At 38.8% G+C, this 22,551-nt stretch carries 21 protein-coding genes; 14 read left to right on the forward strand and 7 right to left on the reverse strand.

The genetic code is table 11. The annotated features are described in order from the left end of the window. Positions 1-36 precede the first annotated feature (36 nt). The 8 genes from NSS81_RS14865 (at position 37) to NSS81_RS14900 (ending at position 9,461) form a co-directional block, all read left to right on the forward strand. Positions 37-2,151, forward strand: a complete 2,115-nt coding sequence (locus tag NSS81_RS14865; protein ID WP_342429460.1) for an MMPL family transporter — start codon at positions 37-39, stop codon at positions 2,149-2,151. A 210-nt stretch (positions 2,152-2,361) separates the two neighbouring features. Then, positions 2,362-3,984 (forward strand): ATP-binding protein, encoded by a 1,623-nt coding sequence (locus tag NSS81_RS14870; RefSeq protein WP_342429461.1) that lies wholly within the window; start codon positions 2,362-2,364, stop codon positions 3,982-3,984. 166 nt (positions 3,985-4,150) lie between these two features. Next, entirely contained in the window at positions 4,151-4,531 is a 381-nt protein-coding gene (locus NSS81_RS14875; protein ID WP_342429462.1) for a GntR family transcriptional regulator, read from the forward strand. Continuing rightward, complete coding sequence (locus NSS81_RS14880) at positions 4,528-5,430, forward strand: ABC transporter ATP-binding protein (protein WP_342429463.1); 903 nt, start codon at positions 4,528-4,530, stop codon at positions 5,428-5,430. The genes NSS81_RS14875 and NSS81_RS14880 overlap by 4 nt, the downstream gene beginning before the upstream one ends. Next, on the forward strand, positions 5,408-6,157 hold the full coding sequence (locus NSS81_RS14885; protein ID WP_342429464.1) for a hypothetical protein: 750 nt from the start codon (positions 5,408-5,410) through the stop codon (positions 6,155-6,157). Before NSS81_RS14880 ends, NSS81_RS14885 begins: the two co-directional genes overlap by 23 nt. Next, positions 6,154-6,870 carry a hypothetical protein gene (locus NSS81_RS14890; RefSeq protein WP_342429465.1) on the forward strand — a complete coding sequence of 239 codons (717 nt, stop codon included), beginning with the start codon at positions 6,154-6,156 and terminating at the stop codon, positions 6,868-6,870. The genes NSS81_RS14885 and NSS81_RS14890 overlap by 4 nt, the downstream gene beginning before the upstream one ends. Positions 6,871-7,097: 227 nt before the next feature. Then, positions 7,098-8,555, forward strand: coding sequence for a substrate-binding domain-containing protein (locus NSS81_RS14895; protein WP_342429466.1), 1,458 nt, complete (start codon positions 7,098-7,100; stop codon positions 8,553-8,555). A 150-nt stretch (positions 8,556-8,705) separates the two neighbouring features. Beyond that, on the forward strand, positions 8,706-9,461 hold the full coding sequence (locus NSS81_RS14900) for an NRDE family protein (protein WP_342429467.1): 756 nt from the start codon (positions 8,706-8,708) through the stop codon (positions 9,459-9,461). A 72-nt stretch (positions 9,462-9,533) separates the two neighbouring features. On the opposite strand, the gene NSS81_RS14905 is transcribed toward NSS81_RS14900, so the two are convergent. The 3 genes from NSS81_RS14905 to NSS81_RS14915 all read right to left on the reverse strand — a co-directional run bounded on the left by NSS81_RS14905 (position 9,534) and on the right by NSS81_RS14915 (position 10,339). Beyond that, positions 9,534-9,665: a hypothetical protein gene (locus NSS81_RS14905; protein WP_342429468.1), complete on the reverse strand. Its 132-nt coding sequence runs from the start codon at positions 9,663-9,665 to the stop codon at positions 9,534-9,536. Positions 9,666-9,807: 142 nt separating this feature from the next. Then, the gene (locus NSS81_RS14910; protein ID WP_342429469.1) at positions 9,808-10,068 is read right to left on the reverse strand and encodes a hypothetical protein; all 261 of its coding nucleotides are present in this window, start codon (positions 10,066-10,068) and stop codon (positions 9,808-9,810) included. 100 nt (positions 10,069-10,168) lie between these two features. Then, positions 10,169-10,339, reverse strand: a complete 171-nt coding sequence (locus tag NSS81_RS14915) for a DUF3934 family protein (RefSeq protein ID WP_342429470.1) — start codon at positions 10,337-10,339, stop codon at positions 10,169-10,171. Between the two features lie 377 nt (positions 10,340-10,716). On the opposite strand from NSS81_RS14915, the gene NSS81_RS14920 reads away from it, so the two are divergent. The 5 genes from NSS81_RS14920 to rlmN all read left to right on the forward strand — a co-directional run bounded on the left by NSS81_RS14920 (position 10,717) and on the right by rlmN (position 17,052). Then, the gene (locus tag NSS81_RS14920; RefSeq protein ID WP_342429471.1) at positions 10,717-11,949 is read left to right on the forward strand and encodes a Zn-dependent hydrolase; all 1,233 of its coding nucleotides are present in this window, start codon (positions 10,717-10,719) and stop codon (positions 11,947-11,949) included. A gap of 373 nt (positions 11,950-12,322) precedes the next feature. Beyond that, positions 12,323-14,224 carry an FAD-dependent oxidoreductase gene (locus NSS81_RS14925; RefSeq protein ID WP_342429472.1) on the forward strand — a complete coding sequence of 634 codons (1,902 nt, stop codon included), beginning with the start codon at positions 12,323-12,325 and terminating at the stop codon, positions 14,222-14,224. Between the two features lie 221 nt (positions 14,225-14,445). Then, positions 14,446-14,793 (forward strand): PadR family transcriptional regulator, encoded by a 348-nt coding sequence (locus NSS81_RS14930; RefSeq protein ID WP_342429473.1) that lies wholly within the window; start codon positions 14,446-14,448, stop codon positions 14,791-14,793. After that, positions 14,780-15,772, forward strand: coding sequence for a hypothetical protein (locus NSS81_RS14935; RefSeq protein WP_342429474.1), 993 nt, complete (start codon positions 14,780-14,782; stop codon positions 15,770-15,772). The genes NSS81_RS14930 and NSS81_RS14935 overlap by 14 nt, the downstream gene beginning before the upstream one ends. 212 nt (positions 15,773-15,984) lie before the next feature. Continuing rightward, the gene (gene rlmN / locus NSS81_RS14940) at positions 15,985-17,052 is read left to right on the forward strand and encodes a 23S rRNA (adenine(2503)-C(2))-methyltransferase RlmN (RefSeq protein WP_342429475.1); all 1,068 of its coding nucleotides are present in this window, start codon (positions 15,985-15,987) and stop codon (positions 17,050-17,052) included. Between the two features lie 115 nt (positions 17,053-17,167). On the opposite strand, the gene NSS81_RS14945 is transcribed toward rlmN, so the two are convergent. Next, the gene (locus tag NSS81_RS14945; protein WP_342429476.1) at positions 17,168-18,094 is read right to left on the reverse strand and encodes an alpha/beta hydrolase; all 927 of its coding nucleotides are present in this window, start codon (positions 18,092-18,094) and stop codon (positions 17,168-17,170) included. Positions 18,095-18,260: 166 nt separating this feature from the next. Beyond that, complete coding sequence (locus NSS81_RS14950; RefSeq protein ID WP_342429477.1) at positions 18,261-18,449, reverse strand: hypothetical protein; 189 nt, start codon at positions 18,447-18,449, stop codon at positions 18,261-18,263. Positions 18,450-18,736: 287 nt separating this feature from the next. Between NSS81_RS14950 and NSS81_RS14955 the strand changes: the two genes are divergently transcribed. Further along, the gene (locus NSS81_RS14955) at positions 18,737-19,915 is read left to right on the forward strand and encodes an ROK family transcriptional regulator (protein WP_342429478.1); all 1,179 of its coding nucleotides are present in this window, start codon (positions 18,737-18,739) and stop codon (positions 19,913-19,915) included. Positions 19,916-19,946: 31 nt separating this feature from the next. On the opposite strand, the gene NSS81_RS14960 is transcribed toward NSS81_RS14955, so the two are convergent. Then, positions 19,947-20,981 (reverse strand): aldose epimerase family protein, encoded by a 1,035-nt coding sequence (locus NSS81_RS14960; RefSeq protein ID WP_342429479.1) that lies wholly within the window; start codon positions 20,979-20,981, stop codon positions 19,947-19,949. 17 nt (positions 20,982-20,998) lie between these two features. Then, on the reverse strand, positions 20,999-22,477 hold the full coding sequence (locus NSS81_RS14965) for a UDP-glucose--hexose-1-phosphate uridylyltransferase (protein ID WP_342429480.1): 1,479 nt from the start codon (positions 22,475-22,477) through the stop codon (positions 20,999-21,001). Positions 22,478-22,551 lie beyond the last annotated feature (74 nt).

Raw genomic sequence — 22,551 nt, forward strand, 5'->3', positions numbered from 1 at the left:
GTGTTTTCTATTAAAATAGTGAGGGGAACGAAACCTATGAATTCATTCTTACAGTCGATCACCGATCGTGCAACTTCGAAAAAAGGAATGTGGATTACGCTTGGCGTATGGCTATTAGCCACTGTGTTGTTGGCAACACTTGCACCAAGTGCAAAAGAATATGAGTCATCAAGCATAGACTCCATTCCTGCAGAGGCACAATCTGTTATTGCTCAAAATAAAGTGGATGAATATTTTAAAAATAACGATGGAATCCCAGCGATATTAGTTTTTCAATCCGCTGACAATAACCATGTTGAATTAGCACAGCTGGTTTCGTTCTTTGAGGAAATTACTAATGTAGAGGGAATAAAGGAGATTGTTCCTTTAACAAGCATGCCTCCACAGGCAACAGCAAGCTTCTTCTCAGAAGATCAGAGTACTCTAATTCTTCCTTTAACATTTGAATCATCTATTGAGACTAAAGAATTGAGAACTTTACTTGAGCAGATTAGTAAAATTGTCAAAGACTCTACAGATTTAACGTTAAATATTACTGGTCCAGCAGGAATTGGAGTGGATTCTCTTAATTTATTTTCCAGGGCAGATGTTGTTCTTATACTATCAACAGTAGGATTAATTCTTATTCTATTAATCGTTATCTATCGTTCACCATTACTGGCACTTATTCCACTAGTAGCAGCAGCCTTCGTTTACGAGGTAGTGAATCAGATCCTCGGCTTAATGGGAAAAGCAGGATTGATGTTAAATAACCAAACGTTATCAATCATGACCATTCTTTTATTTGCAGCGGTGATTGATTATTCATTATTTGTGTTCTCACGGTATCGTGAGGAATTGAAGAAGCATGAAACGAAATATGAGGCAATGAAATATGCAATGAGAGAAACAGGTATGCCTGTATTTTTCTCAGGAGGAACCGTTTTGGCAGCCATGCTAGTCCTGTTCTTTGCAAAGTTTGCTGATTATCGAAATTTCGCACCAATTTTCGGAACAGCCATGGCTGTCATCATGCTGGCATCGATTACGCTCGTTCCTGCATTGTTTACTCTGTTTGGAAGAAAAGCCTTCTGGCCTAAAGTTCCACGGGTAGGCGATGATACCGTGAAAACTAATTCAGCCTGGAGCAAAATCGGACGTTTTGTTGTAAAAAAACCAGTCCTTTCTGCTTCAGTTATTGGAGTAGTCCTTCTCGTTTCAGCGAGTAATATGCTGAACTTGAATTATGAGTTTGATACAATGAAATCGTTCCCGAAAGATATGCAATCAAGACAGGGCTATGAGATTATAGAAGAAAAGTTTGAAAAGGGAGATCTTGCCCCAACAACCGTTTTATATGAAGCGAAAGAGGCAATTACGGAAGAACAACAGGCAACCTTGCTCACTACCCTAGCTGATCAAAAGCTAGTCAGTAGTGTCCGTCCGAGTGGCAGTACCGAGGACAAAAAGGTAATCCAAATGAGTCTTACTTTTGAGGAAAGTCCATATGCAGTTGAAACAATGGATGCCTTGGAAAAAATGGTCGATGGTGTCGATAAGATTTTGGCAGATAGTAACTTAGAGGGTGAACTATATTTTGCTGGAGAAACGGCGAAGAAAGTTGATGATCGTGCAACAAACAACAGAGATCTTGTCGTCATCGTTTTGCTTGAGTCCATCTTAATCTTTGCGATGTTAATCGTCATGACAAAATCAATTAAAATGCCTATTTATATGATGGGAACTATATTAATCTCGTTCCTGGCGGCTGTCGGACTAGGTATGTTCTTAAGCAGCCTGTTCTTTGATATCGATTCCATCAGTAATCGCGTCCCAATCTATTCGTTTGTATTCTTAGTTGCCCTTGGTATTGATTACAATATCATCTTAATATCGAGATTCATGGAGGAAAGGAAAAAGCACTCTGTGAAACAAGCAGTTGAAATTGCTGTTTCTACAACGGGTGGCGTGATTTCATCTGCAGGAATTATTCTTGCGGCTACCTTTGCAGTGTTAATGACCCAGCCGATTCAAATATTATTTGTCTTTGGCTTCATTGTCGCAGTTGGTATTTTGCTAGACACCTTCCTCATTCGGGGAATCCTATTACCAGCATTAATCGTTTTATTTGAAAAAGATAAACCAGCTTTTGAGAAGGATACGGTATCATAAAAAATAGGTTGAGTTAAGCACCTTGTTGATTCAACAGACAAGTTAAACACAACAAATAAAAAAAACGTATCATAGGGATTTAACTATGATACGTTTTTTTATGGACTATTCTACTAAATTTATTTATTTAATAAATGTGGAAATGCTTAAACGGCTAGTTTATGATAAGAGTGAATATTAAGAATAACAACCAGATTGGATGGGAGCTTGTTGATTCTATTAGATTACATTGTTAATCTCTCAATTTTTTCATTATTAGTAAGTATACCGTTAGTCATCCGCTCGTTTATCAATCATAGACCAATAAAGCAGGTACGTCTTTGGGCAGGTATTTATGGGGGAATTGTTTCCGTCATCCTCGTCATGCTTTCAATACAGGAGCAGGGATACTCCTACGACATTCGATACGCTCCAGTAATTCTCATTTATACTTTTCTTGGACCAGTCGCAGGAATCATTACAGGTGCATTTGCCTTAATTGCAAGATTGTTTACAAGCGGACAGTGGTACCCTGCGATAACTGGCTGGATGATTAGTATGACAGGATTTATTATCATTCATATGTATACAAAACATCTAACCTACGTAAAAAGATGTCTAGCTATATTTGGAACGTATGTAGTTGCTTATGTTCTTACTGTCCTTAGTTTTCACATCCTAATAGATAATCCTTTATTTCATCTTGAATATTTGTTGTTTGTGCTGTTAGGTGTGATCTTTGGCGGATTACTAATTGAGTCCTATGTGAAGCTGTACAGATTAAATAGTCGTTTAACAGACATGTATAAGCTAGTTGAGGCAAGTGAGTCAAAATACAGATTAATCGCTGAGAACACATCAGATTTGATTATAGTAATGGATAAAGAGCATGCGATTAGTTATTTCTCTCCTTCACACGAGTACGTATTAGGATACGAGTACTGTGAAATCGAAAATTATAAATTATGTAAGTTCATTCATCCAGATGATGTCAGAATGTTTAAACAAACAATTAGCGAGATGTTTGTAAGTGAAAACTCCCAATCGATAGAATTCCGGCTAGGTCACAAGGCAGGTCATTGGATCGTATTTGAGTCCCGTTGCATGCCTGTAAAGGGAGAGAACCAGTTAATTCAGTCGATTGTAATCATCAGTAGAGATATCTCTGAAAGAAGAAAGGCAGAGGAGTTTCTTTTACAATCTGAAAAGCTTTCCATTGTCGGCGAGTTAGCAGCCGGTGTAGCACATGAAATTCGCAACCCGCTGACAACGGTAAAAGGATTTGTACAGCTATATAAAGCAGAAAATAGTTCGATTGTTTATAACGATTTACTCTTAAGTGAACTAGAACGAATTGAGACGATTACAAGTGAGTTGCTCTCCTTAGGAAAACCTCAAGCTGTTCAAATGAATCGATTAAATTTAAAAGATTTGATCGAGAATACACTTGAGCTACTCTCCCCGCAGGCACATATGAATGCAATTCAGTTAAAACTATATGTGGAGAAATCAGAATTTTATATTACTGGTGAAAAGAATCAATTAAAACAGGTATTCCTCAATGTTTTAAAGAATGCAATCGAGTCCATGGCAGATGGCGGAGAAATCTACATTAACATCCTAAAAAGGAATGAGGGTGAGTGTATTATTTCCTTCCAAGACCAAGGGGTTGGCATACCTGAGGAAATCCTGCCGCGGTTAGGTGAGCCTTTTTATACCTTGAAGGAAAAGGGAACGGGTCTCGGTTTGATGATCTGCCATAAAATTATTAAACAACACCATGGTAGTATTACCTTTCAGAGTAAAATGAATGAAGGAACCTTAGTCGAAATTAAGTTACCGTTAACGCGGTAGGACCTAGGCTCTGATCCTTAGTGCAAAAGTTGCACAGGGTCAGGCCTATTTTTTATGATTAGGATTAATTCTTTCAAAGAGTTGCACACTTTTTCAAAAATATGCTATTATTTATTATATACTACATTACAACACTAATGCACTATGTCGGGGAGGAGGGAAAGGATTGATTCTAAATTTAGATGGATCAAAGCCGATATACTTACAAATTTCGGAGTGGTTGGAGCTCGAGATTTTGAACGGGAATTTTGAGAGTGATCAAAAAATCTACTCCCAGTATCAGCTGGCTGAAATTTTTAATATTAATCCTGCCACCGCAGCCAAGGGCCTAAATATATTAGCAGACGAAGCGATTCTCTATAAAAAGCGTGGCCTTGGGATGTTTGTCGCAAGCAATGCAAAAGAAAGTATACGTAGCAAGCGGAAAAGTCAAACGTTAAAAAGCATGGTTATAGAAATTGTGCTGGAAGCGGAACGGTTGAAGGTTAGTAAGGAAGAATTAATCCAAATGATTCAGGCAACCAATACGGGGGAGGTAGAGAAATGAACGTGATCAAGTGCAGTGGTTTGACTAAGGTTTATGGGAGAACAAAAGCGTTAAATAATCTATCTTTTACAATAGAAGAAAATAAAATTACTGGTTTAATCGGGAGAAATGGGGCTGGGAAAACAACGCTTCTTAAGATCATAGCTGGATATTTAAAGGAGACCTCTGGTGAATTAAAGGTTTTTTCAGAACATCCCTTCAACAACCTCAACGCATCAGCCAATACCATTTTTATTCATGATCAAATGAATCTACCGACAGCCTTAAATCTTAAGGAGATTTTAGAGGTGGCAGCTAGTTTTTATCAGAATTGGGATCGTGGCCTTGCGGAGCGTCTTTTTGATTATTTCTCTTTAAACCCGATGCAGCATTTCGATGGTTTATCTAAGGGGATGAAGAGTACATTTACGATGATTTTAGGAATATCGGCCCGCTGTTCGTTGACGATTTTTGATGAACCGACAACAGGGATGGATGCAGCGGTGAGAAAGGATTTTTATCGCGCCTTGCTCAAGGATTATATAGCAAATCCACGTACGATCATTATTTCAAGCCATCATTTGAATGAAATTGAGGATCTACTTGAAGATATCCTTCTAATGAGGGATGGGAAAGAACTTCTGCATATACCGGTAGCCGATTTGAAGGAGTGGGCAATTGGAGTTCAAGGAAAGTCATCCAACGTAAATGAATGGACAACTGGTAAAGAAATCCTTTATACGAAAAATATCGCCGTTAACCATATGTATGTTGTTGTTAAGAATGAGCTTACTGAAATGGAAAGGCAAAATGCTAAGACTGCTGGCTTGGAATTCACTAACGTTTCATCAAGTGATTTATGTGTCTACCTGACGAGTAAAAAGAAAGGGGGAATTGATGATGTCTTTATCGAAGGCTAACTTGATGGATGTTGTAAAAAGACAGTACGTATTTAAGCTAAAGTCATATATTCAGGTTTTTATGACACTTGTGGTCCTCCAATTGTTAGCGATACTTTTCTCATTTAACGGTGCGGGGATGATGGGCTCAAGCAATGCTAGTGTCGAAGTGGATATCCAATTTTACTCTGCGGATATCGTGGTTGTTTTTACGATGCTATGGGCGTTTATCACGGCGATTCTGATTACGACTAAAGCCTATAGAAATGATGACTTTGCGTTTGTAACCAACCGCCTGAGTAGTAATCTATCCAATATGATATTTTTGCTTACCGCAAGTATCCTTGGTGCGACTTTGGCCATTCTCTCTTCGTATTTAATGAAAGTGATGATGTATTTTTTAGGGCAACAACTTGTTAACACAACCAATGTAACCTCCGTTTCTGTAGAATTACTACTGGGCATAACTGCAACAATTTTCTATGTCTTATTAGCTAGTGCTTTAGGCTATTTTGTTGGCATGCTCGTCCAGTTAAATAAGATTTTTATTGTATTAATTCCAGTGCTTTTTTTCGGATCCTTGTTTTTGGGTGAGGTAAGTGGAAAAGGTAAATTCGTGACAGCAGCATTCGAATTTCTCTTTATGGAGCACTCCCTCCTTCTATTTATTGTTAAAATAATCATCACAGTAGGCTTTCTTTTTACCAGTGCGTTTGTTTTGTCTAACAGAATGGAGGTAAGACCATGATGTCTTTGATCCCATTACTCATAACCATTATTATCGTCATCGCTTTCGTAGCTTTGGTAGGTAGAATTATGAAAAGAACGATAAATAAAGGTGGAAGATCTATTTATAGCAAGAGAGTTCGGTGGCTAGTTGGCGGGTATATTGCTCTTTTACTTATCGGTATGGGTGTGGAGGCGCTTCTTCCAGTCAAGGCGTTGAGCGAAGAATATATAGTGGATCGTGAAGAACTAGATCAAGAAAGTATTGATTTATATACTGCCGCAACAGAGGGAAAAATCGCTGAGCAGGACCGCTCGTTTATTCGGAAAGATTGGAACCTAAACTACGAAGGTGAGAAACTCAACATTGCAAGTCAAAACGATGAATATCTAGAAACCCAGATTATTGTGGAAAGAAAGCAAGACAATGACGGAAAGATAGAGGCTCTATTTTATAGTACACGCTCCATTGTAAATAATATGGACATTACCGAAAAGATCCATCCACCAGGTTTAGACCTAGCGGATAATATCCTGACCGTAAGCAATCCAATAAAAGTACAGTTAAAGTACCACCAGTTCCAAAACGTATTCTCCATCAACCAATTTACCGGAGAGGACACATTATTCGATAACAATACATCCTACCATGGACAAAGCATCCTCTACATCAGAATCCCTAACAACCTAGAATTAATCCATGATGAAAACCTAAATATATATTATGTTGATTAGATGTTGTCTTAATGTTGAATGGTGCCGCTTTAATGGTGCCTGTCACCACGCATGGACAATGTCCACTCTCAACGGACAGTTACTAAGAAAGGTAAGAGGCATATCAATCGATGATGCCTCTTTTTTTGTTCTTGGAACATTTAGTCAATTTGGTGTTGTAAACAATGATATGAATAGTGTAAAATTACACTATAAGATAAAAGTAATACATAAGAGGGAGTGTTAATATGGGGAAGAAAATTTTGGGGTTATTTTTATACTTTGGGGTCATACCGCTTGGTCTTTCACTTATTCCTTTTGCAATAGCGTATGATAAATTAATGATTACTTCACTTGTTCCGCTCATTCTAGGCGGTGTCCTGATTGGCTTTTTTGCTAGCAAGAGATTGCAGAAACAGGATAGATTGAAGGAACTTGCGATTGTGTTTCTACTTCCGCTTGCCTATACGGCCGTTTTATGGGCAGTCTTTATGCTGATTACCGGTGGATTTTCCGGAGCAATGGCCTGGTTGATTTATTGTATTTTCCACATTGCTATGGCTCCAATTTTTTTTCTTGCTTCTTTAATGGGTGAGGGCCGTTTGTTTTTATGGGCGCCGCTTGCTTATGAACTTTCATTTGTGTTTGGGATCTTATTAGCGATCCTGATTAAGAAAGACTGGAAGGCTTTTGGTTTTAATAGGAAGCAACTGCTTTCAGTATTGACGGTGTTCGTTCTAGCGATGGCTACGGGAGCGACCGTTCAATGGCAGCGGAGTAAAACCGTGTTGCCTTCCTATGGTTTTGATTATGGTGGAGGCTATTCTAGTACCGACCTCTATCCGTATGAAGTGTTGAATCCAGAAAATAAGCTTCCGAAGCTTAGTGAACCTGCTACATTTACAATCAAAGATTTAAGTGAAATGCCTGTTTTAGACGGAGCGGAAGCGGCTTTTCCGGTTTATTCTGCTTTTGCCAATGCTACCTATGAAAATATTGAAGGTGTTATGGGGGAAGTAAAAGAAGTTGTCACTTTCACCAATACGATTTATGCCTATGAGCGATTATTGTCTGGAGAAGTAGATATATACTTCGGAGCCGAGCCATCGAAGGAGCAATTAGAAATGGCAGAACGTGCAGGAAAAGAACTGGTGATGACGCCAATTGGCAAGGAGGCATTTGTATTCTTTGTCAATCCTGACAATAAGGTAGATAGTTTAACAGTTTCAGAGATTAGAGAAATATATTCGGGTACAATTACAAATTGGTCTGCTCTCGAAGGGAAGAATGAAAAGATTATTGCCTTTCAGCGCCCTAAGAATTCGGGAAGCCAAACCCTTTTAGAAAAAATTATGGGGGATACCCCGATTATGAAGCCTTTGAAGGAAGAGGTTCCTGAAGGGATGGGTGGGATCATTGAGCAAGTGGCCGATTATCGAAACTACGATAATTCAATTGGATTTTCCTTCCGCTTCTTTGCAACGGGAATGAATGCGAATCCGGATATTAAATTACTTGCAATTAATGGTGTGGAGCCTAGCCCCGAAAATATTGCGAGTGGTACCTATCCTTTTACAGCTTCACTCTATGCAATTTCGCTCAAAGATAACCCTAAATCAACCATTGACCCATTCCTTGCATGGATGAAGGGGCAACAAGGACAAGAGATTATTGAAAAAATTGGCTATATTAAGATTGGAGAATAAATTTCGCCCCTCTAGAGAGAGCATCTACAAAAAGGTAGATGCTTTTTCACTTTATGAAAAGGTAATTTACGAAGGCATTATTAGAGGAGTTTTGAGGCTAAAAGGAGAAGGGTAAAGATACAGACAAATTTAACGAAGGTGGCGCTGTCCATGTGTTTAGTATTAATTGCTTACAAGGTTCACCCTGAATATCCGCTAATCGTTGCTGCCAATCGAGATGAATTTTTTCAAAGGCCAACTGCTCCCGCTCATTATTGGGAGGATCATCCCGATATTTTCGCTGGACGTGATTTAGAAAAAATGGGGACATGGATGGGGGTCACCAACAGCGGCCGTTTCGCTGCATTGACGAACTATCGGGACCCAAAGGAGGAAACAGAGGGGAAACGTTCACGTGGAGAGTTAGTGGCAGATGCCCTGCAATACAAGGGTCAATTAAAGGAATATATGGTTGGCCTAATGAATAATAATGAGTTGTACCCTGGCTATAATTTATTGGCAGGGAATCACAAGGAGCTATTCTATTATTCTAATATTGGACGAGAGCTCCTAAAGGTCGAGCCGGGTATTTATGGTGTGAGCAATCATTTATTAAATACAGAGTGGCCAAAGGTGAGAATAGGTAAGGAAGGTTTGTCCCAAATAATTAATCATCGACCGGAAAATATGGCTGAGGGGCTATTGAACCTTCTAAAAAATGCAGACCCAGCTCCGGATGAGCTTTTACCTAACACGGGTGTTTCTTTAGAATGGGAAAGGATGCTTTCGCCATTGCACATCAAAAGTGAGGAGTACGGTACTCGGAGTTCGACGGTGATGTTGATGGCAGATAAAGAGATTCAATACACAGAACGGGTCTTTTCAAAGGGCGCTGTAAATGAACACCACCAAATCATCCATTTATAAAAATAAACATATAAATAGATTAGGGTATCCCTCAGTGTATGAGAGGGTACCCTTGTTTTAATTTTGTCATGTTTATGAGAATTCCTCTGTGTTCAAATGTGACGGAAAACCAGGATTTAAATCAAAAAAGGAATCGATTAAATAGTTTTTCCCTTCCTTACTTTTTAATAGATACATCGCATGGCCAAGTCGATGAATTTTCATGAACGACCTCCTCAAACATTGTTTACACTATTCTATTTTTGAAAAAGAAAAATAAGAACGAGTTTGATAGGTTATTAGGGACAAAGCAAAGGGACATCAGTCGATTTTACTGGTGTCTCCATTTGTTTAATAGGTTAAAGAATTAAAGCATTTGATTCGTTTCAGAGGTTTGGTTATCAAAGAAACCTAACGCATATTTAATTCCTTCCTCCACTTCAACTGTATCATATCCTTGTAGATCCTCATGGGTAATTTCTAGCTTTGTTGCCATTAAGGAGTAGCCACTGTCTAGGTTAATATCAAGTGTTACTTCATACCCGCTCGTTGTTTTGGTTATACCCGTAATGTCATAATCGCGAATAGGAGCTCCTGTTGCATATTCCAACGGTTCTAATTCGAACATAATTAATACCCCCTAAATTATTCTTCCAACCATTTCTGAAATAGCTTTACCATTAAATAAAAAAAGATACCGAATTGACGGTATCCTTCTTACATATTATTTATTCCTCGGTTATTTCATTTTTGCTGGTTGTCTTTGTATCAACAGGCTTTTTAACACCTTTACTGACATAAGGTTTGGCTTTTGCTTTTTTTGCGCCAGCTTGCCAACGAGTCCAACCTTTTTTTCCCGTTCCTCTGCCGGTTCCACCTTTAGCCTTAGCTTTACTCATTATTACCACTCCATTATTATAGTAGGATCTCAAGTACATCCTGTTGCAGACCTACGAATTCGTTAGTGTATCCCATTATACTCTTCCAGTCCCATTTCTGAAATAGCTTATGCAAAAAATGGTGGAGATAAACATTCTTTTATTCGCTTTTGCTAGCGCTAACTATGATGTTCATAAGGAAATCATACAAATTATAAAATAAATTTGTTAAATAAAATGATACTTTGTCTAATGACTGCCTTCGAAAGTATTATATAATTTATGTTAACTGAATATTTATATAATTTAATGATAAAATTCCCGTGGAACAAAAACAAACTGTTGGTCGTTTGGTTACTTACTATTTGTATGTCTAGTAATGGAAAAGGAGTGATTTGATGCAGCGACAAAAGCTTTTGATTAATGGGGAAAGACTTATGAATGAATTGGAACGGTTTGCAAATTTTGGACGTACAGAAAACAATGGTGTCACTCGGTTGTCACTATCAGAAGAGGACCGTCTGGCAAGGGGATTTTTTCGGACCTGTTGTAAAGAATTAGGTTTAGCAATTACTGTAGATGATATGGGATGTATGTATGCAACCCTAGATGGTATCGAAAATAAACCACCTATCGTTATAGGGTCCCATCTTGATTCAGTAAAAAAAGGCGGCCGCTTTGATGGGGTATTAGGGGTATTGGCGGGTCTAGAGGTAGTGAGGACGTTGGTTGAAAATAAGATAAAACCGCAAATTCCTGTAACAATTGTTAACTTTACCAACGAAGAGGGTGCGAGATTTGAGCCTTCGATGATGGCATCAGGTGTGCTCTCAGGGAAATTTGATAAATCTGTGATGTTAAAAAAGGTAGATTCAGAGGGTATTACCTTCGAGGAAGCATTGCAGTCAAGCGGCTTTGCAGGAGAAATAGAAAACCGTCTAAAAGAGGCAACGGCCTTTTTAGAATTGCATATTGAACAAGGACCGATACTTGAAAGAGAAGCCCTTTCGATTGGAATCGTTGAATGTGTAGTGGGGATGGCCTGCTATGACATTGAAATTACAGGTGAGTCCGACCATGCAGGAACAACACCAATGAACATGAGAAAGGATGCGCTGTTTGCAGCCAATAATTTAATCACTGAGATACGCAAACGGTTAGGCTCACTTGATAGTGAATTGGTATTTACGATTGGAAGGGTTAATGTGTACCCGAGTATCCATACGGTTATTCCGAATAAGGTGGTATTTTCTTTAGAAGCGAGACATAAAGACCCAGAGGTTGTTAGTGCGGTAAAGGATTTCATTCACGAACTACCATATTTAGGTTTAAATGAGGGCTGTGAAGTCAAAACAACAAAGTTATGGGAACGTGACACTGTTTGGTTTGAACCGGAAATCTGTAACCAACTAGAACAATCGGCGAAGTCACTAGGCTATACAAACAAAAGAATGGTCAGCGGGGCAGGACATGACGCGCAATTCATCGCCACCTACATCCCATCCGCGATGCTATTCGTCCCAAGCATAAACGGCAAAAGTCACAGCGAAGAAGAACTAACCACCTGGGAAGACTGCGAAAAAGGCGTCAACGTCCTGTTAGATACAGTCCTGGCGTTGTTATCAAAATAATTACATGAATAAATGGGTGTATAAATGAATGTATAATGAATAATTGGTGACAGGCACCGCTCGTGGATAAATCCGTCGAAGTTCCCCTTTGTGATGCCCACCAAATGAAAATATTTATTTATTATAATGGGTGAGCAAAGCTTGGATAAACTATCCAGGCTTTTTTATAACCCATTCAAGTATGGTGACATAAAATAGGTGACTGGTACCGTTCGTGACATATGTCCGCCTGGAATGGACAGTATAGTCAGTTTGGATTTCAATACTTTGTCATTTAATGCTCTTAAGTTTGTCACATAACTTGTGAAAAGATTCACAAATTAGGATTATAATGATGTCATGTTATTAATTCACCTATAGGGAGGAAATATAGATGTCTAAATTATTTACACCACTTAGAATTGGTCCTATCACGATAAAAAATAGATTTATGATGGCTCCAATGGAGAATGGCTTAGCTGCACCTGGAGGATTTGTTAATGATCGAATTATACGCTTCTTTGAAGAAAGAGCAAAAAACGAGGTAGGAATTATTCTTACAGGTTCTGTAGGCGTATCTCCAGAAGGAAGAGGCTTACCAACTCAATTAAGTAGCTATGATGATAAATTCATCCCTGGATTAAAAGAGCTTACTGATGCCATTCATAAAGCTGGTTCTAAAATAGGTGCACAAATTTATCATGCAGGTCGTCAGGCTTCAGAGGCGATTACTGGTATCCAACCAATTGCCCCTAGTGCGATTCCATGTGCCATAGTCGGCAATGATCCTCGTGAAATGACGGTTACTGAAATCTATGAAATGAAGGAAAAATTTATCCAATCTGCAAGGCGATGTGTTGAGGCGGGTTTTGATATGATTGAGATTCATTTCGCGCATGGATACCTACTGCACAGCTTCTTATCCCCGCATAGTAACAAGCGGATCGATGAATTTGGTGGCAGCTTAGAAAATCGGATGCGTTTTCCGATGGAAGTTCTTCAAGAAATTGTTCAGCTTTATGGTGATAAAGTGGCAGTAACGATTCGTATTAGTGCGGATGAATACTTGGAAGATGGCTTGAAATTTGATGAAGTTGTTACTATAACTCAAAAAGCAGTAGAAGTAGGGGCACAAGCGATTAGCCTAACGGCAGGAAGCTACGATGCTGTTGAATATACGATCCAACCAATGTTCATTGAGCAAGGATTCTTGGTTCCTTTTAGCCAAAAGTTAAAAGAATTGGTGGATGTACCTGTGATTGTTGCTGGTAGACTTAATAGTGCAGACTTAATTGAAGCGATTAGTGAAAATGAAGATGCAGACATGATTGCAATTGGACGTGGCCTTATTTCCGATGAAGAGCTTGTAGTGAAAATGAAAAATAAAGAATATGAGGAAATCCGTTATTGTGTCGCATGTAACCAAGGCTGTATTGATAACGTGTTCCAAGGTAAGGGAGTTACATGTTTAGTCAATGCAAGAGCAGGCTTTGAAGCGGAAAGAAACATCATTGAAGCCGATGAAAAGAAAAAGGTCGTCGTGATTGGTGCTGGACCAGCTGGTATGGAAGCAGCGCGAGTTGCCAGTCTCCGCGGACATGAAGTAACAATTATTGAAAAAGAAAAAAACTCAGGCGGTAAATTTGATACACTAGCAGCACCACCTGAAAAGGACTCATTCCTTTTATATAAAGATTATTTAACTAGTCAGCTAGACAAACTTAGCGTACAAATGGTTAAAGCCGATGTGAAGTCCGTGCAGGATATTGAAAAATATCAAGCAGATATTATCGTTGTTGCTACAGGTGCTCGCCAAACCGTTCCTCCAATCAAGGGGTCAGATTTGGTAAATGTATTATTGGCTGAAGATGTCCTGAATGGCCAAGAAGTTGGTGAAACGGTAGCAATAATTGGTGGAGGACTTGTGGGTACAGAAACAGCAAAGTACCTTTCTGATATGGGTAAAAAAGTAACTATCATTGAAATGGCAGATGCAATTGGTAATGGGGTAGGTCCAACCTTTGCAGGACACCTCATTGAATTCCTAGCAAAACGAAATGTTGAACAAATTACAAGCGCAAAAGTAGTTGAAATCATGGGAGATAAAGTCATTCTTGCAGATCGTGAAGTACCAGCTGACCACGTGATTATTGCTGCAGGATACACACCAAATAGTAACTTAATAGACGAGCTAAAAGCAGCTTATCCAAACGTTCATACTATAGGTGACGTGAACAAACCAAGAAGAATAATCGACGCAACAGAAGAAGGATTCTTAGCTGCAGCATTAATCTAATTAGAAAAAAGGTGACAGGCACCACTCGTGGACAGTTAGTTGCAGTCGCTATATTTACAGGCTCTATCCGATTGTTGGATAGGGTTATTTTTTTTGATGAGGTTGGTCGGAGTGTATTTTTAATGCTATTTTATTTCAATTGATGTGTGTCACATTATAGTGTATGATGCATAGTATGAAGTATAGTGGATGACACACAGTATAATGCAGTGAGGTGGAAGATGAGTAATTTATTGAATTCCTTAACCACGGAGTTAAGACGAGGAACGTTGACTTTAGCGGTTTTAAGTCAGCTGCGAACCCCTCAATATGGCTATTCACTTGTCCAGTTATTGGAGAAAAGTGGTATTACAATTGAGCAGAGTACGTTATATCCCTTACTGCGCCGTTTAGAAAAGCAGGAATTAGTGACGAGCAGCTGGGATACATCTGAAAGCAGACCACGCAGGTATTATGTATTAAGTGAGTATGGGTCAGAAATTTTCCAACAGCTAAAAAAAGAATGGGAAGAGACTTCTCAAGAGCTATCCAGTTTATTGGAAGGGGAGAATAAGGATGAATCTGATTGAAGTTTATATTCATGAGGTAACTCGAAGGTTGCCCGAAAAAAGTCGTAAGGATATTGCACTCGAGTTGAGATCCACGATTGAGGATATGTTGACAGATGAATATTCTGAGAAGGAAATTAAGCAGGTCCTATCGCAGCTTGGAAATCCAGCTATCCTCGCGAGTGGATATCGTGACCAACCGATGCATCTTATCGGACCTTGTTATTTTGATATTTATGTCAACCTGTTAAAATTGATTTTGCCAATCGCAGCCATCGTTTCACTAATTTCATTGATGGCACATAATTTTATTGATAATACCGGAAATGAAACTATATTAATGGTCATCATCAATAGTATTGGCATTGGAATATGGGGGATTATTAGTACGGGCATCCAAGTATTTTTCTGGTTAACATTGGTCTTTGCTATCATTGAACGTGTTGATCATGGGAAAAATCAATCACCATTAACAGCTAGTCTGAAAGAATGGACACCTGAGGATTTGAAAGACATTCCATATATTCCTAAGAAAAAGGCCATTTCGAAGGTTGATGTCTTTGGCGGTTTACTGTGGACGACAATATGGGCAACCGTGTATTTTAAAGCGGCTCATTTAGCTGGTGTTTATGAAAAAGGTAAAAATGGGCTTGAATTTGTGATTCCTACATTCAATCAGGAGATTTTACAATCCTACTGGCCACTAGTGGTACTTGTAATCGGCTTGGAGATTGCAGTTGCCCTCTATAAATGGTTTGCTGCACAATGGACGATAAAGGTAGCTCTATTCAATACAGTCTGGCAATTAGTAGGAACAATAGTATTCATTGTCATTTTTAGAGACCCTGATTTGTTCAACACAGCATTCATAAATTATATGTCTGAATTGTTTAGTATTAACAACGACTTGAGAAACCCGATCATTGGAACAGCAATCGTAATCGTTGTTGTATTTGCAGCCATCGACATTATCCAAGGCTTTCGTAAAGCAAGAATATAACTCGAAAAAAGTGACAGGCAACTGTCATTTTTTTGTAGGAACTTCTTACCATAAAGTCTCTGATAGTTTTTAAGTAGCTATTAAACGTGGTAAACTAGAGGAATGCATAAATGAATTGAATAACAATGGATAGGGGTTTTTTCATTAGATGTTGAACCCTACCTTGTAAGAACACATAAAAGTAGTAATTGTTATGAAAAGAGGGGAAACCTATGAATAAAGAGTCTATATATGGATTAACATTGGAACAGTTAACTGCGTGGCTTGTCGAACATGGGCAGAAAAAGTCTCGAGCATTACTGGTCTGGGATTGGTTATACCGGAAGCGTGTAACAGATTTTTCTGAGATGACGGATTTGAATCAAGAGTGCGTACAATTACTCGATGATCACTTTGCAATCCAAACTCTACAACAGCACATAAAGCAAGAATCTGCGGACGGAACGATTAAGTTTTTATTCAAATTACAGGATGGCAACTTAATCGAAACGGTTATGATGAGACATAAATATGGCTTATCCGTGTGCGTTACAACCCAAGTGGGCTGTAATATTGGTTGCAGTTTTTGTGCGAGCGGGTTATTAGCGAAAAGCCGCGATTTATCCAGTGGTGAAATTGTCGAACAGATTATGAACGTTCAACTTCATCTTGATCTAATGGGCAAGGATGAAAAAGTGAGTCATGTTGTAGTAATGGGCATTGGCGAGCCGTTTGATAATTTTACAAACCTTTTAGATTTCCTAAAGGTAATTATCGACCACAAAGGATTGGCGATTGCCTCTAGAAGAATCACCGTTTCAACAAGTGGACTCGCTGATAAGATTTATGAATTCACCGATACCAAAATGCAAGTAAACTTAGCGATTTCGTTACATGCCCCTAATAATGACCTTCGTACGCGGATAATGAAGATCAACCGTGCGATTCCAATCGAAAAACTGATGAAGTCGATGGAGTATTACGTCGAAAAGACGAATCGGAGAATTACGATTGAGTATATTCTCTTGAAGGATGTAAATGACCATCAAGAAGAAGCTGAACAGCTAGCTGACCTTCTGGGCGTACTTGGACAGCAAGTGTATGTGAACTTAATTCCTTATAATCCAGTGGATGAGCATAGCCAATATCAAAGAAGTGAGCAGGAATCAGTGCTGGCGTTTTATGATACCCTGAAAAAGAAGGGAATTAATTGTAAAATCCGCCAAGAGCATGGAACAGATATTGATGCTGCCTGTGGACAGTTAAGAAGCAAACAAATCAAAAAAACAAAAGCCCAGTAAAAGAGATAGATAAGAACTTGTATGAAAGGTGCCTGTCACCCAATGCTACTGCGTTGGGGAGCAGGCACTTTTTTCAGTTGTAAAAGTGCAGGTAAACCGAGTAGAGTATCCGAACCTATGTCGTATGTCCCAACTCAAAGGTTTTCTTTACAAACTCGCTAATCTCTTTAACAGCTTGCTTTGCTTCAGGTATTGATTGGCTCATTTGAAAGACATGCCACATACCTTTCCAAACGGTTAATGTAACATTGACCCCAGCCAATTTGGCTTGCTGTGCCAGCTTTTCCGCATCGCTTAACAAGATTTCAATACTGCCAACTTGAATATAAAGCGGTGGAAATCCACTAAAATCAGCAAAAACAGGTGAAATTAAATTGTGGTCTAGAGACTCACTTCCGGCATATGCCTGAGCAGCTACTTTTACCAATTCAGGATTTAAATACGGATCTTTTTCTCTATTCTTTGAATAACTTGGCCCGCTGCTTGTTAAATCTGCCCAAGGGGAGAGACAAATCACCGCGGCTGGGAGCGGTTCGTTACGATCCCTAAGCAATAATGTGGAAGCAACACTTAAGCCCCCGCCGGCGGAATCACCTGCGAAAATAATATTTGAAGGTTCGTAGCCTTGATCTAAAAGCCAATGATAAATTACCAAGGTATCTTCTGGCGCTGCTGGGAAAGGGTGTTCAGGCGCAAGCCGGTATTCCGGGAGGAGTACTTTCACGCCTGATTCAATCATAATTCTTGCTGCCAGCGTCCTGTGGGTATCGGCTGAGCAATACCCGTATGCTCCTCCATGGAGATATAAAATGACCTTGTTCTTCACCGTTTGCTTGTTTGAAATCCACTCGCAGTACATTCCTTCTATTTGAGCGGATTCGACGGTACAGTTTGGTGGCATTTTTATCCACCTTTTTGCAGTCGAATTCAAGAGCTGCCTTTGCTCTTCCACTCCAGTTACTTTAAGTGTTTTTTTTCTTTTTAGCCTTCTGACGCCTAATTGGATACCCTTTTTTAAAAAATAACTCTTTAATGTTGGCATATATATCTACCCGCCTTTGGCTAGTTATACGTGAATACAACCTAATTTTAACTCTAAATTATCAAGCAATAGTAAAAGTTGTATGAACAAATTTAGAAGAATTATCAAATTATTTAAAAAGGTGTCGACTCCTTTGCTGGGAGCAGACACCTTTTCTAATTAAATATCAAGTTTCTTTTAACATATGTTGTTCTTTTTCCACTTCTAATGCCGATACAATATAGGCAAACCCATTTATAACAAGGTAAATAACATTGGATTGCACCCGTTCCTCTTCTCCTAAGTAGGTATTTAGGATAATGGTAAAAGAAAAGAATAATACAAAAGTTAAAGCGATTTTATTAAATAATTCCATTCGGCAACGACCCCTTTATTCAGCTTCTTATTTAATCATATTTGCTATTAACTGCACTTATGCAAGCAATGATGAAATGAGGTGGAAGTCGGATGAAACTAAACTAAAGAATAATAACCTATTTGAAGTTAAAGCTTTTATTACATCAGGTGAACTTTGTTCTATATAAGTAAAAAGTGGTGACAGGCACCTTAATTGGTTTAATCTGCATTTGTAGGTTTAATTAATTAACTTAACTAACCATGTTATAATATATCCATGATGCAGTATATATGGAGGATTTTTCTATGCAGCGTGGTACTTTTCAATTAATGAAGTCTGTTAATAAATCAATCATTTTAAATAAGATACGTACATCCGAATCCATATCTAGAGCACAGATCGCTAAAGAAACAAGGCTAACACCTCCGACTGTGAGCAGCATTGTAAAAGAACTTATGGAGCAGGAGTTAGTAAGGGAAAGTACCCTTGGCCATTCAAGCGGCGGTCGAAAACCAACAATGTTACATATCAACACCGATACATTTTTTGTTATTGGTCTAGACGCAGGACCAGAAACCGTAGAAGGTGTGTTGACAGACCTTACAGGTGAAATTCTTCATCGAACCTCTAGTTTAATAGAAAAACCGATAACGAATGAGCAATTCATTTCCATTTTAAAGGAAAATATATATACCATTTTAAAATTGTCACAAATCGATCATGACAAAATTATCGGGATAGGAATTGCGATGCATGGGGTAGTGGATATTAAATCAGGAACGTCCCTTGTTGCTCCTATTTTAAACTTAAGTAATATTCCGATTAAAGATGAGTTAGAAGAAGAATTTAACTTAACCGTAAAAGTTGAAAATGATGCACGAGCCATGGCCTTGGGTGAATCTTGGTTTGGAGGGCATGGGGATGTTGATAGTATGGTTGCTGTTAACATTGGACGCGGTGTGGGTGCGGGTATTGTAATTAATGGCAGATTATATCATGGCGCACAGGGGATTGCGGGAGAGTTTGGCCATATGACTATTGATATAAACGGAGAGTTATGTGAGTGCGGAAATCTTGGCTGTCTGCAAACATTTGTAAGCGGTTCAGCAATTGCTGAACGTGCAGCAAAACAGATAAAGGATAATGGAAGTGGAGTAACAGGTAAAGAAGTTTTTGAGTTAGCTCAAAACGGTAATCAATCCTATATTGATTTACTTCATGAAACAGGGAAGATTATTGGAATCGGCTTAACAAATTTAATCCATCTAATTAATCCAAGTGAAATTGTGTTAGGTGGAGGGGTAATGAAGAGTGAAGAGCTGATTATGCCAGCCATCCTGGAAACGATAAAACAAAGAGTATTGACTACGGAGGCAAGGCAGACAAAAGTGGGTGTTACTGGGCTTGGTGATGAGGCAACATTATTAGGGGCGGTTTCATTACTGTTAGTTGAATTATTTGATCCAGTTACAAAAATAGGCTAAACCTTCGATTGAAGGGTTAGCCTATTTTTTATTACTTGGAACTAAACGTAAACACAGTCTGTTCACTGTATTTTTCCCCTGCTTGTAATATTACACTCGGGAATCCTTCATGATGTAATGAAGCAGGGGATGCTTGGGTTTCAAAACATACACCAAGGTATTTTCTAGATAACCCTCCTGCTAAATTTAAATCCTCAGCCAAACCATTCGCTGTATACAAAACTAATCCGGGTTGAGTAGTTTTTAGGGTCATAACACGGCCGCTAGCAGGTTCTTGGACAGTTACTTGAGTGTCTGATATATGATCTAAAATAAAATAATGGTCATATCCGTTTCCAGCTATTTTATTTTGCTCGGTGTCATCGTTAAATCCATCACCAAGCAAACGGTCATCACGGAAGTCAAAGGGGGTTCCCTCAACATGAATCAGATTCCCAGTGGGAATAAGTTCCTTATCTAGTTCAACGAACTTACTGCTATCAATCGCTACACGGTGTTCATGCACAGTATTTTTTAAACTGCCGCTTAAATTAAAATAAGTATGGTTTGTTAAGGTGATTGGTGATGTCTGATCACTGCTTGCCAAATAATTAAGGTCAAGTTCATTTTCGTTTGTGAGTGTATAAGTAACAGTTACATCTATATTTCCGGGATATCCACCCTCACCATCCATACTCTTATGAGTAAGGCTTAAACCCACGGCTTCCTCTGTTAGAAACGGGGCAACTTCCCAAATAACTTGATGAAATCCTTCAGGTCCACCATGTAAATGGTTATTCCCGTTATTCGCCGCTAAGTTATATGTCTTATTACCGAGTTCAAATGAAGCGCCTTGAATCCTGCCTCCAACGCGTCCGATGAGGGCGCCAAAATAATTGGAATTTTGATTATAGTCCTGATAATTCTTATAGCCAAGAACGACATTTTCACGGTTTCCATTTCGATCAGGGACGATAATTTTCGTAATGATTCCACCGTAATCTAGTACACTAACAGACATTCCAAGATCATTTGTCAAAGTGTATTCCTTCCACATCCCTAGGACATCCTTTGTTTCTATGTTCATAAATACATCCGCCTAATTTATTTATTTATTGTGTTAATGAATCGATCAAATGTTTCCCGTTCTTTAAGTACACCTGCATCTTCAAGCACTCTTACAAACTTTTTTCCAAGTTCCTTTTGTAAAATAGCTTCTGCTTGTTCTGGATCAGAAATAGAGCCATATTCTACTTTTAGTTGATCTGCCCATTCCTGATGATAGTCTTCTACATAACTAGTGTTACCTTGTAGGAACTCACGAATCTCAGCCAATTCATCTTTTAATCGCGGCGGTAAAACAGCAAGTCCCATCACTTCAATCAGACCGATATTTTCCTTTTTGATATGATGAACATCTGCATGTGGATGGAATATTCCAAGTGGATGCTCATCGGTGGTCCGATTGTTTCGCAGCACAAGGTCAATTTCAAAGATTCCGTCGCGATTTCTTGCGATAGGCGTAATCGTGTTATGCGGGGTATCACCGGTAAAGGCAAATACATCTGCCTGCTCGTCAGTGTAACCTCGCCAGGTTTGAAGAATATGATCTGCTGCCGTAACAAGACTTTCTAAATTGCGTCCTTTTAAGCGGACAACAGACATTGGCCATTTTACTACAGAAGCTTTAATCTCAGGAAAGGGTGTTAATTCAAATGAAAATGCATCTGCCGCCTGAGTCATTGCAAACTCATATTGACCAGCCTGATAGTGATCATGAGACAGAATGGAACCGCCGACAATTGGTAAATCAGCATTGGACCCGATAAAGTAATGAGGGAATTTATCGGTAAAAGTAAGTAATCTTTCAAATGCCTTCCTGTCAATTTTCATATCCCGATGTTCTTCAGAAAGCAAAATACTATGCTCGTTATAGTAAACATATGGTGAATATTGCAAATACCAATTTTCTCCCATTAATGGAATATTGATAATCCTGTGATTCGCGCGTGCCGGATAGCCAGTTCTGCCGATATACCCTTCATTTTCCTTACATAAAAGACATTTAGGGTAGTTATACGTTTGCTTCATCTCGCGTTCTCGCTTGATTTGCTCCGGATCCTTTTCTGGCTTGGATAAATTGATGGTAATATCCATTTGACCGTAGGGGCTATCCACTTTATAAGAAATATTTTTCTTGATCCGATTCATCTGAATATAATTGCTATTTACACTAAGATTATAAAAAAAGTCGGTTGCCTCAGTCGGTGAACCATTATATTTTTGGTTAAAAATTGCATTAACAACTGAAGGTCTTGCAACAAAGCAATCCATAATATTTGCTGATAAAATTTCTTTGTCATCGAAGACATCCGCTATTCTGCCCTGTTCTACGGCACAGGTAATTAAGTTTTCTACGAGGTTTGGTATAGTATCATTGATTGGCTCGATCGTACCTTCTGGAAATGCCTCTAATCCTAATAGATTTATCACCTGATTACGAACATAATTCATATCGGCTGCTTCAATTAATTCCACTTCTAAAGCCTTTTGAAATAACCCAGCTAGATTCTGGTAAATCATTTTTACACTTCCTTCTCGTAGCCTTTTGGATGTGATGCATGCCAATTCCATGCATCCTCAATAATTTTTGTAAC

Origin of the sequence: Neobacillus sp. FSL H8-0543 (genome assembly GCF_038592905.1) — a bacterium.
Lineage (GTDB): Bacteria > Bacillota > Bacilli > Bacillales > Cytobacillaceae > Neobacillus.